Genomic DNA, 14,499 nt, shown 5'->3' on the forward strand with positions numbered 1-14,499 from the left:
TGTTCTTCTTATTGATAAAGTCGATAGGGGTTATTTTCCTTACCTTTGACCTGCTAATTATAATGGCGACGAATTTTCAACAGCCCTTATAGGAATAAATAATGATTACTAAGCTATACGTGAAAACAACCATGTTTTTATCTCAATTCAAGAACGATGAGCGCGGCGTAACTGCGATTGAATATGGTCTAATTGCTGTGGCAATGGCTGTATTAGTAACGACAGCAGTGGGTGCAGACGGTTTCATTGGCAAGCTTGAAGGTGCATTCGAGCAAGTTGCTACCGCTATTGATACTGCGAGCAGCTAACATTAAGCCTTATTGGCTAGTGTAGATGATATCGAAAGATATTTGTGCCAGACCTATGTTTTGCATCGGTCTGGCTTAGTTAATTTATGATGTTAAATAAGATTAATTCTCACCAAGTTTAGGCGGTATTCCCTATTTTTAGTCATGAATTGTATTTAGTGACTTTGGCAGTATTGAGTTTATACGTGTCGGCCACTGATTTTCTCTATCGTAAGATACAAAATTACGCCTTGTGCCTATTACTCTTCTTGCAGTGTTTTTTATTTCCGCTAGATATTCAAATTATGAGTTTTTTACTGATGTTAGGTATCGGACTTATTCTTTATAAACTGATTTGGATTGGGGCGGGTGATATTAAATACGTCGTTATTTTGTCGCTTACCATCCCTGTTAATGACTTATTATTGGCGTTTATTCTGACGGCTTTTTCTGGTGGTATTTTAGCTATCTCTTATCTAGTGGGTAAAAGGTTAATAAGAAATAAAGTTGGTTTTCAAGAGGGTATTCCATATGGGATCGCTATTAGCATCGGCTTTTACTTAGCAATTTTAACTCAATCTACGCCATATATATAATCCTCAAAATATGAGCACATTATGAGATCACGACTGGTATTACTTGTCGCCATTGCTGCCTTAATCATCGGCGCATTAGGCGTTATCGATCTGTTCAAAAGTGAACCTAAACCAACAACAACTGATGAAGTGGTCGCTGAAAAAAGCGAAAAGCATGTTGGGGTTTGGATTAGCACCGAAAGCTTTGAAAAAGGGCATGCAATCAATGCACAAGGTGTCGTTAAACAGCAATTGCCTCTCAGTGAAGCATTGACGCTTGGTGTTAGAGAAGATGCTCAGATCAGCTTTTCACCTTCCATTCTATTAAATCGAAATCTTAAAGCAGGCGATGTTGTATTGCCTGAATATCAAGTGAGCCCGGGCAAGCCTGGCTACATTGACCTTCTAGTTACAGAAGGCATGACGTTATACCCACTCAAGGTCAGCGATAAAAATCTGATTAATGATTACATCCGACCGGGTTCGTTTATCGATGTACTTACGGTGAGCTCACCTAACGCCAATTTGGCTGGCAACATCGATAAGCCAAAGCGTTTTAGGGGAGTAAAGGCGTCGATGTTTTTGAAACACGTCAAGGTACTCAATATCGGAAATGATGACACGGGTGACAGTTCTATTACCGCTCGCTCTCCGAGTAAAGAAGATGGACTGACAACCGTTGTTATTGAAGTGAGCCCGGATGAACTACCAAAACTCGCGCTTGCGCAACGAACCATGCATATCGAAATCTATCGCAGTCAACACTATTTGCAGCCGGAGTTCGCCGAGGTACGCAATATCATCGATAACTATACAGGCATTGTTGAGTTACGTGGTAACGAGAACAACCCAAGAGAGGCTTTGTGATGATAATTACCCATCGAGTTAAACGAGCACTGTTTGGTTCTATTCTAGTAACGCTTGTTGGCTTACTTTCTACAACAAACACTTTTGCTGCTGATCGTTCTATCACGCTCAATGATGGTCAGCACATCCAATTTAAAAGCCCAATCGGTCAAGTGTTCATTAACAACCCAAGTATCGTTGACTACAAGATAATCAATGACAATACCCTTGTAGTATTTGCCAATAGCGTGGGTCAATCGCGTTTGATTGTCTACGGCGTTGATGACGATGTACTGCTATCAGACCGTATTATTGTTGACCTGAACTTAACGGACATCAGGCGACAACTCAAATTCCATTTCCCTGATGCCAAAGTCAAGGTTCAGTCAGTGGGAGAGCAAGTCGCAGTGAGTGGCGTTGTTGACTCAGAAGCAACGCGTGACGACATCTACCGCTTGGTCGCGACGCTGCTAGGTCGAGAAAAAACGGAGAAATGGGACAAAACGCAAAAGCTAGAGTTTAAATCTGATAGTTCAGACTATGAAGAACCGGAAAGCATGGTGTTTGCCCGCAATATGACGTGGGAAGGGATCATTGAACGGATTGAAGTCGCGACGACTCAGCAGGTGAATGTCAAGATATCGGTCGCTCAAGTAACCGAATCGTTTGGGCAAACCGTTGGTGTTGATTGGAGCACTGTTGGCTCAAGCGTGGGTGAGTTTGTTTTCGACCAATTTGATGCGGCTAACCTCAGTACCTTAATCACGGCGTTAGGTAACGACCAAATCGCAGAGGTTCTCGCAGAGCCAAACTTGACGGTCTTGTCTGGCGAGTCTGCAAGCTTTCTCGTTGGCGGTGAAGTACCAGTTATCGTCTCTACAAGCAGTAACGTAAACATTTCATTTAAAGAGTTCGGTATCAAGCTGGACCTGACGGCCAAAGTGTTGAGCCAAGACAAAATCCGTATGCAACTAGCACCGGAAGTGAGTGAGGTTGAGGGTTACGTAGAAGCCGCCGGTATAAAAGTACCGCAATTGGCCTCTCGACGTGCCATGACAACTGTGGAGCTAGCCGATGGAGATAGCTTTGTTCTCGGTGGTTTGATGAGCAGTGCTGACTTGGAAAAAATGCAGAAGATCCCTTTTGTGGGCGATATTCCAGTTCTTGGTGCCGCATTTAGAAAAGCAACCACTGAAAGAAAACGCACCGAATTGATCATCGTAGCCACCGTAAACCTCGTGGAGCCGATGAAGCCGAAAGATATTCAACTGCCATATATCAAGAAAACATCGACATTGGCACGTTGGCTGAACATCAAATGGGACGGTAAAGAGGTGACGTCTTCTGATGCAACGATTCGTCTGCTGTCGCAAGGAGGATTTATCCAATGAAGAAACTAGTATTGATGGCGTTGTTTGCGATTTCACTATTCGGCTGTGCTTCTGAACAATATTTTGTCGGTCATGGTTCTGAAGCCCTGGTATACAAAGAGCATCACAGCTTTAAGTTCGAGATTAAAAGCCGTGCAGAAACCACCAAGCAACTCGACGTTTTAATACATAAGATTGAGTCGATGGATAAAGAAGCGACCTACTTGGTGGATTATAAGTCGGCCGTTAACAAGAAGATGTTGCAGGGGATCTTTGCACAGTACCCATCGCACATCATCGCCCCACAGAGAGTGGTTTATCGACATGCCCAGTTATTACCAACCGATCTAAATATCCAAGTGACGTTAACGGGATTGAAGAGCCAAGAATGTACACCAGCACAGATTCATGTTCGTGCAAGGCAGTCCGATTGTTTTGTTGAATCGATGAGATTGAAGCAAGTCGCGTACAAGTCGAGATTGGTAGGAGAACAATAATGTTTGATCTAACGAAAGCATTAACAACGAAGGCCAAGCCAGTTCAGGCAACCTCGACAGGTGTCTCTGGATGTACGTTGTTTTACCAATCACAAGAGTGTTTAAACCTGGTTCAGGAAGTGTTTCGCTTTGAAGGTTGGAATGATCCTGCGTGTGTGAAAGCGACAGCGGGCATAACCAAAATCACCGAGCAACAAAGTAGTCATATCGTGATTCTAGAGCTTAATGAGTCGAGTAATGTGGTGGAAGATGCGAAAGCTTTTGCCAGCAAACTGCCGACTCATAAAGGCGTGGTCGTGATTGGCAAAGAAGATGCCATTTCAACGCTTCGTTCTCTCAAAGACATGGGTTTCTATTATGTGTTCTGGCCTGTGAATAAGCAGGAGTTCGCAGATTTCTTAACGCACGTAAGTAAGAACCTAAAAACCTTCTCTGGTGTCAGTCAGAAACGTAAAGCAAAGCGTGTTGCCATCGTTGGCGCAAAAGGCGGCGTGGGCACGTCGTTTATCTCTACCGAGCTTGGGTCACTGTTGTCGACGCAAGGCTCAGACACCATTCTTGTCGATCATCAATATGCTGACACCAACATTGATGTGTTGCTGGGTTTAAAAGACTTTAAGCCACGAACCATTGATGAGTTTACCGCGCCACTGCATGAAATGGATGAAGAAGGGGCATTGAGTTACCTCACTAACGCTCGTAAGAACCTGCGTTTGCTCGCCATTGACGGTGATATGAGTCAAAACGACGTGCTTAATTACAACCAAACCTTGTGTGAGTTGTTGGCAAGAAACACTAACTTCATCATCGAAGACTTTTCTGGCGCGGTGGACTTCAAAGTTGAACCACAACTCTTGGTAGAAAACTTTGATGTGGTCGTGTTGGTGTTCGACGCATCGGTGTCATCAGTGAGAAGTGCGAAGCGACTGTTTGAAAAGATAGCGAGCTTACAGCTCACGTTATCATCGCGTACGCGCGTCATTATGGTTGCCAACTACCATCGCCCGCATGGCGCTTATGTGTTGCAGAAACCCGATCTCGCGAAGTATCTCGGAGCAAATGTTGATCTAGAGGTCGACTATTGTAAGTCGTTGGCGCACATCATTATCGATGGAAAGCGAGCCCATAAACACGACCGTCATGTGAGCCGTTCTATGGAACAGTTGGTCAAGCTGATTAATGGACAGCCGATTGACCAAAAAGCGATGAATTCTTGGTTAAAGAAGGTGCGTGTTAAATGAGTTCAAACAAAGACTTATATCTCGCTTTTCGTGGTCAAATCTTTGAGGCATTAGATGCAGAAGCGGTTCAGAAAATGAGCCGCAAAGACCTAGAATCACAGATCCAAGCCGCGGTTGATTTGCTGGCAAACAGTTACCAAAGACCCATCACATCGATGATGAAGTCTGGTTTGGTGAAAAGTTTAATCGATGAGCTGTTTGGTCTTGGTCCACTTCAGCCTTTGGTCGAAGATCAGTCTATCTCCGATATTATGGTGAACGGGCCAAATAACATCTTTTTCGAACGACATGGCAAGGTCAAAAAATCTGAAGTCTCGTTTGTGAATGAAGAGCAGCTATTGGCGATTGCTAAGCGTATTGCCTCGCGTGTTGGACGACGTGTCGATGAGCTTTCTCCTACGGTCGATGCAAGGCTAGAAGATGGCAGCCGTGTGAACATTGTGATCCCACCGATTGCATTAGACGGTACCTCAATCTCCATTCGTAAGTTCAGAGAGCAGAACATCGGATTTGAAGACCTGATCGGCTTCGGTTCGATGTCTCCAGACATGGCGAGAGTACTGATGATTGCTTCTCGCTGCCGTATCAATGTTTTGATCTCTGGCGGTACGGGTTCAGGTAAAACGACGCTACTCAACGCGCTCTCTCAATACATTGCAGAAGATGAACGTATCGTCACGATTGAAGATGCCGCTGAATTACGTCTACAACAACCCAACTTGGTTCGACTTGAAACGCGCACCTCCAGTGTTGAACAAACCGGAGCGGTCACCCAGCGAGACTTGGTGATTAACGCACTGCGTATGCGTCCTGATCGAATCATCCTTGGTGAGTGTCGTGGCTCTGAAGCATTTGAAATGTTGCAAGCAATGAACACCGGACACGATGGCTCTATGTCTACGCTCCACGCGAACACCCCAAGAGATGCGATTGCCCGTGTTGAGTCTATGGTGATGATGGCGAATTTGAATCAGCCTCTAGATGCGATTCGTAGAACGATCGTCAGTGCCGTGCAGATGATTGTTCAAGTTAATAGACTGCGTGATGGGTCTCGTAAAATTACTAGCATCTCAGAAATCGTCGGGCTTGAGGGCGATAGCGTGGTGATGGAAGAGATCTATCGCTTCCGTTACGACGATGCTCATTTCGGTGAAAACGTGAAAGGGGATTTTGTCACCAACGGCATTATGCAGCGATCTGAGCTTGTGAAAAAAGCGCAATTCTTTGGGCTCTATGAAGAGCTTATCGCATCCTTTAAGGGGGCATAACATGTTGTGGATTTCGTTGATCCTATTCGCTTTTGTGCTGCTTTTGATTCGGGACTCAAAGGTAAAAAAGGTCAATCAATTCTTCAATATTGAAGAAGCGGAAGCTGAAAACTTTAACGCTATTAACGTGAAATCATTGGTTCGTAAACAGAGCTGGTACACGTTCAAAGAGTCCATTTCACCAACCTTGATGGTGTTGGGGCCGCGTTCTACCTTGTACATCGCGTTATACATTACGGGCAGTTTAATTGCCTCGTGGTACATCGTGATTGACTTGCTTTCGATGACAAACTCCTGGTGGGTACCTGTGTTGGCTGCGATTTTTTCCTTTTTCGGTTACCGCTTCTTGGTGACCAGAAGGCGTCGAGATTTCGAGAATACATTCCCAGATGCGTTGAACATTCTGATGAGTGCCGTGACGGCGGGTGACAGTTTGATGCAAGCCATTAGTTATGTTGGTGAAGTGATGGACAACCCTATCGGGCGTGAATTTAAGCTGATGGGCGACCGATTGAAATTAGGTGAATCGCCAGAAGTGGTGCTTAAGCGATCGTGCAAAAACTACCCGTATCCAGAGTTTTTGTTCTTCACCGTGACGCTTAGAGCCAATATTGCGCGCGGCGGGCAACTCAAAGGTGTGTTAGCTCGATTGATTCGCGTACTAGTGGATTCCAGAACGTTAGAAAAAAAGAAGATGGCGATGACTTCAGAAGCGAGGATCTCCGCCAAGATTGTTGCCGCTATACCTTTGGTTTTTATGATCATTCTGAATTATGTAAACCCCGACAATGTCAATTATGTCCTGTATGACGAATCAGGTCGTGTGGTGTTGTTTTACGTACTTGGCAGTGAGCTTTTCGGCTTGTTCATCGTTTGGCTATTAGTAAGAGGTGTACGAGCATGATGATACTAGCTTCGCTTATCGTTCTGTTTTTTTCGCTGCTCTTTTTGATTATTGAGTCGGTGCGTGCCGATCAAAGGCAAAAGAAGGTTGCTGCGTATATTGGGGGGGATGCCATTAAACCACCTTCGCGCATGAACCGCTTCTTTGTTCGATTTGGTAAGGAGCATAGACATGAACTTGAACAGAAATTAATAGAAGCAGGTTATTACAACACCGAATGGGCCAAGTTTTACTTTCCAGCCAAGGTGTTGGTGTTAGGCCTTGTTTCAGGTTTGGTTCTGTTAGGGGACATGACATCGACCAACAAATTGCTGGTGGTGATTGTCTCTCTAATTGCGGTGATTGTTGTTCCGGATACCTTGCTACAAATGCGACGCAAGATGTTGATCAGCAAAACCTCAGCACAGCTCCCTTATTTACTCGACATGATGTCGGTATGTGTACAAACCGGCATGACCATAGAGGCATCTTTAGTGTACTTGGGTAAAGAGCTGGCCGAGTTTGATTCCGACCTTTGTTACCAAATTAAGCGTACCTCTGACTCTGCCAAGATACATGGTGTAGAGAAGGCATTGAACGATTTGACTGAGCGTATTCCAACTCCCGCCGTTCGAAGCTTTGTTCTGACGATTATTCAGAACTTGCAATACGGTACTTCTGTTGCGCAAACACTCAGTGACCTTGCTGAGGATATGCGAAAAGTTCAAATCCTCACGGTTGAAGAAAAGGTAGGTAAGCTCTCAGCAAAGATGAGTGTGCCGTTGATTCTTTTCATCATGTTTCCAATCGTAATATTGATTCTCGCACCGAGCATCATGCAAATGACATTGAGTATCTAGGGGCGTGAAGCATGAATAAAAAAACGATGTACCTGATGCTGCTAACGCTAAGCCTGTTAGCCGGGTGCCAATCGACACCTTCCGAGCAAGAACACCAGCTTGCCGAGGTGACAAGTATGGAGAAGGTCAAAAACTACGACGGTCTCATTAACCATTACAAATCTCAGCTTGAGCAAGGCTCCCAAGATCCAGTGGTGAAACAGAAACTAGCATGGGCGTACTTCTATAAAGGCGACATCGAATCCGCAGATTTTTACGCTCAACACCTGAAAAAAGAGGGCATCGAAAACCCAGACCTTTATCAGTTAGAAGGGCAAGTATTCGATGCCAAAAATGACACGGATAGTGCGATAGCTGCTTATATCGCATCTGTCGAGGCTGGCAACAGAGCTGGTCAAATTCACGTATTACTCGGCGTGTCATACACAAAAACTGGCCAATATGAGAAAGCATATCAAGAGCTGAATCTGGCACGCTTACGTGGTTATAACGATGTAGTGGTTAAGAACAACATCGCGATGATCCAGATGGCTAATGGTGAGTTCCAGCAGGCGATTGAAACATTAGCGCCAGTGTTGGAAGAAGAACCAACCAATCAGATTGTAAAAGCGAACTTGGCGATAGCATTGATGAAAACTCAGCAGATTGATTCGGCCCAAAAGCTACTTAAAGGCGACTTTTCGGCGAAAGAAATTCAAGTGATTGCTGCTGAATTGACTCAACTGGGAGTGAGCGATGAAGCGTCTTAATAAGCAGAAAGGGGTGACAGCGATTGAGTTTGTTTTAGGGGCTCTGGTGCTGTTCTTCGCAACGTTTGCGATCTTTGAGTCGAGCTACCAAATCTACGTTGTAAACATGACCGAATACTCGCTCAGAGAAACCATCAGAAATACCAAGATCTATGAAGGTAAAGGGATCAATGAACAATACGAGAACAAATTCCGAAGCTTGATTGAAGATGACGATAATCTATGGAGCTTTTTGATTGATGGCTCACGCTTCTCGATAAAGGGTCAGTATTTCAAAACCTACGACGATTTTGTTGAGAACAGAGGGCATTCGGACCAAGGTTTGAACTTCAATTACGATCTGGCCGAAATTACCGTGACTTATCACTACACACCAATCATTAAATTGGCTGGTGCAGCAGATAGAGATATTTCACGCACAATGGTTTTGAACTTAGAACACGAGGGGTGGAACGATGATGCGCCGTAACCCAGGAGCGTTTTATGGAAATCGCCAACAAGGCTCTTTTACCGTTGAGTTGCTGTTCATCCTTGTCGCGTTGTGGGGCGTTTATCTTTTTGGCGCCGATTTAAGCCATCAACTGCTCGCACGCGCAAAGCTCGATAGGTCCAGCTTTGCTTTGGTGAACGTGGTTAAAGAACGCACGCGTTATTTTGAAGCGGATGTATTGGCGGGGCAGAACCTGTCTGTGACTAACTCAGAATTACAAGACATGACGAAGGTAGCAAGTCGAATGCTCAATACACCCGTAGACAATGTGGCAATCAAGATCGAGTCGTTAACGAACAACAGTAATGTCGCTGAGTTTAGTAGCAGTAAGTTCAGAAGCTTAAATTGCCAGACGGATTCAATTATTGACCATGCGGATTTAGCGCCGGTAGATAAGGGCGTTGTTTACCCCTTGTATCGCGTTAGCCTTTGCGAAGAGGAAAACTCTTGGTTCAAGCCGTTCTTTAATGATGGCACGAGTACCACGGTTAAGATTGCCTCTTCTTCTATCATGCCTGGGAGATAATGAAATGAAAATTCAGCATGAACGTCATATCAATCGTCAGTATCTCAGTCTACAAAGACAGCAAGGTGTCGCCGCAGTATGGATGGGCTTATTGCTTGTTCCTATCATGGGAATGACCTTTTGGGCAGTCGAAGGTACACGCTACGTGCAAGAGACCAGTCGACTTAGAGATTCCGCAGAGGCTGCGGCAATAGCGGTGACTATTGAAGATCAGCCTGATCTTGCGCGTGGATTAGCAACTCAATATGTCGAGAATTACGTGAGGGACATTAAGTCTACCAATCTTTCTGCACAGAGATTTCATCAAGCGGAAGATGAGGGGGCAGGGATTCTTGAATATATCCAATACACGGTTAATGCAAAGACCACTCATGACTCTTGGTTTGCGAGCAGTTTTATCCCTTCGTTTGATGAGCAGCAAGATCTTGCTGGGCGCTCATTAGCGCGAAAGTACCCCGTTTACCTTGGTGATAACAACATCGACATTGTGTTCGTATCAGACTTTTCCGGCTCGATGGATGATAGGTGGGGGTCAAGTCGTCATAAAAAAATTGATGATTTGAAAACGGCCATCGATCAGATATCTAGCAAGATCCTGTGCACATCGACTGACTTAGAGTACGTCGATGGTGAGTGGAAAGAGGTGTGTGATGAACCTGGAGAAGACACCACCGGAGATAAGCTACTTAACCGAGTGGGCTTTGTGCCTTTTAACGTGAGAACGAGGGAAATCGTCTCAGGTGGTCGAGCGAACGCGACCAGTCAGTTGAGTTATAAACCCAATTATAAACCCAACGTGTCCCCTTATTCTTACAATGATGTTAATTGGGATTATTGGCGTGCGTATTCGCAGAATGAGGTACTTAATTGCGCGAATTGGCAGTCCTACTGCCCAAGCCCAAAATCGGACAATCAAAAGTACGCTAAGCGCATCAAGGATGTGATCTATTTAGATAACTATCACGTTGCTGACGTATACAACTATGTTGATTTATCGACGTCTGTAGCCACGATGTTTACGGACAAGTCGGGCTTAAGACCCAACTTCTATGGTGTGAATGGAACGGATCTTTTTAACGCTCATGGTTCTTCAAGTTCAACGCAGTTTAAAAACCTTCGATTATCGAACAAATTGTCCGATTTAAACCCGATTAGTTCTATGTGGGCAGACGGTGGTACCGCCGCTTTTCAAGGGATTTTAAGAGGCTCTCAAATTCTTAAGGATGGCGATCCCAATAGCTCGGATGACGAAGAACAGCAAGCATACAACAAGAAAATCAAGATGTTGCTTATTTTGAGTGATGGTCAGGAAAGCCCTAATAACGGCATTCTTAAAGGGCTTGTTGATAGAGGCATGTGTGACAAAGCAAGAGAGGAGATACCTGGCTTATATATTGGTGTCATCGGTATCGATTTCCGTGCTTCTCAGCAAAGCGGTTTTCAAGACTGTGTTATCGACCCAAATGAGGACATCATCGACGTATCTAACCTTGATGAATTGATTGAAAAGATAGAAGAACTCATCCGTAAAGGCTCAAAAACAAGCGGCATCACTAAGTTGTATTAGAGGAAAATATGAAAAAGTTAATGATCGGTTCCATTGTACTGTCGACATTGCAATTTAGCCTTCACGCCAATGCGGAGGACGGCATAAGCGTTTATTGCGACACGGCATTCAGTGAATATCAACACAGTGTGAGAGTTGATGATGTTGTTGGTGTCGCGCAGCACAGGTTGGGGGCGCTACAAATAGAACAGCAATCCGATAGCAACGAGTTGAAACAGGCATTAGCCAGCCAATCGAGTCTAGGTATCAATAAAACCGGATGTAAGACTTGGATCAGCAGCCAAGAGCGCCACGGATTGTTGGCTCGAATCCACTTTGGTTTTGACCAACACAGTCTAACACCAATGGGCAGCAAAGCACTGAGCCAGCTCGCTAGTGAATTACAAACCAGTGGCAGTTCGGTCACGGTGGATGGGCACACAGACAGCACTGGTGATGAAGGCTACAACCAAGCTCTTGGTATGCAAAGGGCGTTGACGACTTCGGATGCGCTCATCGTAGATGGTGTAGACAAGCATCGCTTGGTCATTCGCTCATTCGGAGAAAGCAAGCCCATCGCCTCTAATGAAACCGTAGAGGGAAGAGCAAACAACAGACGTGCGGAAATATGGGCCTCAAAGGACGCTGTTGAATTAACAAACTAGGAGTATTAATGCCTCTTAGCTTTTTAACTAGCGCGGTATAGAGAGTCAAGCAGGGGATTAGCGGCCGGGTGTCGCTAATTACTGTCGTCCTTGGCCACAGTAAGCCTGCTCAAATTCAGAGCCCTTAGAATTTTTGTTATAACGGACGCTAATGAATATTCAACAACATTTAATCGTTTGAAACTTTTGAAACTAAAGAAATATTAATGCTTTTTGATAAGTTCTCTCCCGAAGGGATGGAAAACAATATCGATGTAGATACTTGGATATCTATATTGGACAACATATGCGACATCATGGACGCATCGAATGCGGGGATCATCACGGTCTCCGATTTTACTTGTTTGGGCTTTGAGAGCGTTTTGTGCTCTTCAACCAAGTTATGCGAGTTACATAAGAGTCGAATTAGTTGCTTTTGTGAATATGTATATAAAGAGAATCGCACGGTTTATTTGAGTGGTTGTGCTTGTGGCGAATCAAACTCTGACAGGGAAACTGACAACTACAAGTCCTTTTGTGGCATCCCCGTAAGTGTTATAGACGGCGAAGTGTTTGCTATTTTATTTGTGTTCGACTTAAGCCCGACCCAGTACACGGACAGCCAAGTAAGCCTGATTGAGAACATTTCAACCTTGCTATGGTCTGAAATCCTCTTGAAAGAAGAAAGCCGGATTTTATATAAAAACAGCCACTTCGACATCATGACGATGTTGCTCAATCGAAGAGGGTTCTTTCATGAGTTCAACAAAGCAAACATTGATGATGGAGAGATCGTTTGTCTCTATTTTGACTTGGATAATTTAAAGTACATCAATGATACTTACGGGCATTTTAAAGGTGACGACTATATTTCTGGCTTTGCTTCGTGCATAAGAAACCACATCAAATACAACACGATACCGGCGAGAGTGGGTGGTGATGAGTTCATTGTTGTTATTCACTCAGAAGATACCGGATACGCTTGTGAATTGGTTCGAAAAATTCGTGCAGATTTTCATGAGTTCATTGAAGGGTTTCGCGGTGATGATGATGTTCCATTAGGGTTTTCCTACGGGTGCGGAACCTCTGATTCTGAAAGCTTGAACATCATAAACTTGATTAAGTCATCAGACGCAAACATGTATCGCAACAAGAAAAACAAGTTGTAAGTTATACAACTTTTATATGCCGATGACAGGTACGAAAAAGCCCACCAGTGTGGGCTTTTTGCTTATTTGACTTGTCTAAGCTCGAATGATCATTTGGTCGCGCTCAGGACCAACCGATACCATTACAACTGGTACACCCATCAACTCTTCGATACGAGTTACGTAATCTTGCGCAGCTTGAGGGAGGCTTTCAAAGGTGCGGCAACCCGTGATGTCTTCGTCCCAGCCAGCCATATCTTCATATACAGGTTTTAGCTCAGCCGTTTGTGGCCAAATTGGGTTCTCTGTGTGCTCACCTGAGTAAGCCGTACAGATCTTAAGTTCAGCCAAGCCAGATAGGCAATCGATCTTAGTGAGAGCGATTTCTGTCGCCGCTTGAAGCTCAACGCCGTTACGCGTCGCAACGGCATCAAAGTAACCCATATCACGTGGACGACCGGTTGTAGCACCGTATTCATTTGAGCTTTCACGGAAGCTGTCTTGTTCTTCCATCGCAGTAACCAGAGTACCTGTACCTACAGAAGAACTGAATGCTTTAGCAACCGCAATAATACGTTCTGGGCGAAGGGCTGGTAAGCCACTACCGATACCTGCGTATGCTGCAGTTACATTTGATGAGGTTGTCCAAGGGTATTCGCCGTAAACCAAATCACGACCCGCTCCGAGCTGAGCTTCAAACAGTAGGTTTGCGTCTTGTGCTTGGAGGGCTTTAAGAGGCTCAGTCACATTACAAATGAACGGACGCCACGCTTTAGTCACTTCAAGTAGCCACTCCGTCATCTCAGAAGCAGTCTGAGTGAAGTCACATTTAGGGTAAAGCGCCTTGAGTTGAGGCATCTTCCAATCAAGCATGAATTGAATGCGCTGCTCTAGAACCTCTGGTTGATTTAGCCAACCCACAAGGATGCCTTTTTTCATCACACGGTCGCCGTATGCTGGCGCAATGCCTTGACGAGTCGAACCGTAAGCAGCATCACCTAAGCGTTCTTCTTCAAGCGTATCTTCTAGTGCATGTAATGGTAGGCAGAGTGTTGCGCGATCAGAGATAGCAAGTTTCACGTCAATGTTTGCCGCTTTAACTTCTTCAATCTCTTGGCTCAGTGCCGCAGGGCTAATCACCATACCTGGGCCTAGAACTGCGGTACAGTCAGGGTTAAAAATACCACTAGGAAGTTGGTGCAGTTTGAATGTACCGAAGTCGTTAACCACGGTATGACCAGCATTGTTTCCGCCTTGGAAACGGATGCTCGCAGATGCTTCAGCTGCTAAAAAATCGACGATGCGGCCTTTGCCTTCGTCCCCCCAGTTTGCACCCACAACAACGATAGATGGCATAAGTTTATCTCCTGACTGATTGAGAAATCATGTTAGTGCTGCGACGTGGATAAGAGAAATTAATTATCTTTATTATCTTGATAAGGATTCCATATAGCTCTAAAGTCTTAACCACAAGCGAGATTCCCCATCACGTTCGTTCCTCACTGTAGGGAATGGCGGAACTGGTGGATTGTGAATATAGAGAGTGACGCGTTTTTGGTTCTTTGCTTT

16 protein-coding genes are annotated in these 14,499 nt (G+C 44.8%); 15 read left to right on the top strand and 1 reads right to left on the bottom strand.

Annotated elements, in window-relative coordinates; all coding sequences use genetic code 11:
- Positions 1–101 precede the first annotated feature (101 nt).
- From F0251_RS06785 to F0251_RS06855, 15 genes are all read left to right on the top strand, one after another.
- Positions 102–308, top strand: a complete 207-nt coding sequence (locus F0251_RS06785) for a Flp family type IVb pilin (RefSeq protein WP_061031451.1) — start codon at positions 102–104, stop codon at positions 306–308.
- A 149-nt stretch (positions 309–457) separates the two neighbouring features.
- A complete protein-coding gene (locus tag F0251_RS06790) occupies positions 458–883 on the top strand; it encodes a prepilin peptidase (protein ID WP_171730632.1) in 426 nt (141 codons plus the stop codon).
- A 21-nt stretch (positions 884–904) separates the two neighbouring features.
- Positions 905–1,729, top strand: coding sequence for a Flp pilus assembly protein CpaB (locus tag F0251_RS06795; RefSeq protein WP_008217605.1), 825 nt, complete (start codon positions 905–907; stop codon positions 1,727–1,729).
- Positions 1,729–3,099, top strand: coding sequence for a type II and III secretion system protein family protein (locus tag F0251_RS06800; RefSeq protein WP_061031450.1), 1,371 nt, complete (start codon positions 1,729–1,731; stop codon positions 3,097–3,099). Before F0251_RS06795 ends, F0251_RS06800 begins: the two co-directional genes overlap by 1 nt.
- Entirely contained in the window at positions 3,096–3,575 is a 480-nt protein-coding gene (locus F0251_RS06805) for a hypothetical protein (protein WP_116870460.1), read from the top strand. Before F0251_RS06800 ends, F0251_RS06805 begins: the two co-directional genes overlap by 4 nt.
- Complete coding sequence (locus F0251_RS06810; RefSeq protein WP_171730633.1) at positions 3,575–4,816, top strand: chromosome partitioning protein ParA; 1,242 nt, start codon at positions 3,575–3,577, stop codon at positions 4,814–4,816. Before F0251_RS06805 ends, F0251_RS06810 begins: the two co-directional genes overlap by 1 nt.
- Positions 4,813–6,084, top strand: coding sequence for a CpaF family protein (locus tag F0251_RS06815; RefSeq protein ID WP_061031447.1), 1,272 nt, complete (start codon positions 4,813–4,815; stop codon positions 6,082–6,084). Before F0251_RS06810 ends, F0251_RS06815 begins: the two co-directional genes overlap by 4 nt.
- A gap of 1 nt (position 6,085) precedes the next feature.
- Positions 6,086–6,988 carry a type II secretion system F family protein gene (locus F0251_RS06820; RefSeq protein ID WP_116870463.1) on the top strand — a complete coding sequence of 301 codons (903 nt, stop codon included), beginning with the start codon at positions 6,086–6,088 and terminating at the stop codon, positions 6,986–6,988.
- Positions 6,985–7,827 carry a type II secretion system F family protein gene (locus F0251_RS06825; RefSeq protein ID WP_116870464.1) on the top strand — a complete coding sequence of 281 codons (843 nt, stop codon included), beginning with the start codon at positions 6,985–6,987 and terminating at the stop codon, positions 7,825–7,827. Before F0251_RS06820 ends, F0251_RS06825 begins: the two co-directional genes overlap by 4 nt.
- A gap of 11 nt (positions 7,828–7,838) precedes the next feature.
- A complete protein-coding gene (locus F0251_RS06830) occupies positions 7,839–8,576 on the top strand; it encodes a lipopolysaccharide assembly protein LapB (protein WP_171730634.1) in 738 nt (245 codons plus the stop codon).
- Entirely contained in the window at positions 8,563–9,045 is a 483-nt protein-coding gene (locus F0251_RS06835) for a TadE/TadG family type IV pilus assembly protein (protein WP_171730635.1), read from the top strand. The genes F0251_RS06830 and F0251_RS06835 overlap by 14 nt, the downstream gene beginning before the upstream one ends.
- A complete protein-coding gene (tadF, locus tag F0251_RS06840; protein WP_171730670.1) occupies positions 9,035–9,592 on the top strand; it encodes a tight adherence pilus pseudopilin TadF in 558 nt (185 codons plus the stop codon). Before F0251_RS06835 ends, tadF begins: the two co-directional genes overlap by 11 nt.
- Positions 9,593–9,596: 4 nt before the next feature.
- Positions 9,597–11,159 (top strand): TadE/TadG family type IV pilus assembly protein, encoded by a 1,563-nt coding sequence (locus tag F0251_RS06845; protein ID WP_171730636.1) that lies wholly within the window; start codon positions 9,597–9,599, stop codon positions 11,157–11,159.
- Between the two features lie 8 nt (positions 11,160–11,167).
- A complete protein-coding gene (locus tag F0251_RS06850; RefSeq protein WP_171730637.1) occupies positions 11,168–11,803 on the top strand; it encodes an OmpA family protein in 636 nt (211 codons plus the stop codon).
- A gap of 206 nt (positions 11,804–12,009) precedes the next feature.
- On the top strand, positions 12,010–12,951 hold the full coding sequence (locus F0251_RS06855) for a sensor domain-containing diguanylate cyclase (protein ID WP_171730638.1): 942 nt from the start codon (positions 12,010–12,012) through the stop codon (positions 12,949–12,951).
- A 75-nt stretch (positions 12,952–13,026) separates the two neighbouring features.
- On the opposite strand, the gene F0251_RS06860 is transcribed toward F0251_RS06855, so the two are convergent.
- Positions 13,027–14,286 (bottom strand): adenylosuccinate synthase, encoded by a 1,260-nt coding sequence (locus F0251_RS06860; RefSeq protein WP_061031439.1) that lies wholly within the window; start codon positions 14,284–14,286, stop codon positions 13,027–13,029.
- Positions 14,287–14,499 lie beyond the last annotated feature (213 nt).

The organism is Vibrio sp. 070316B, from assembly GCF_013114115.1.
GTDB classification, from domain to species: Bacteria; Pseudomonadota; Gammaproteobacteria; order Enterobacterales; family Vibrionaceae; genus Vibrio; species Vibrio chagasii_B.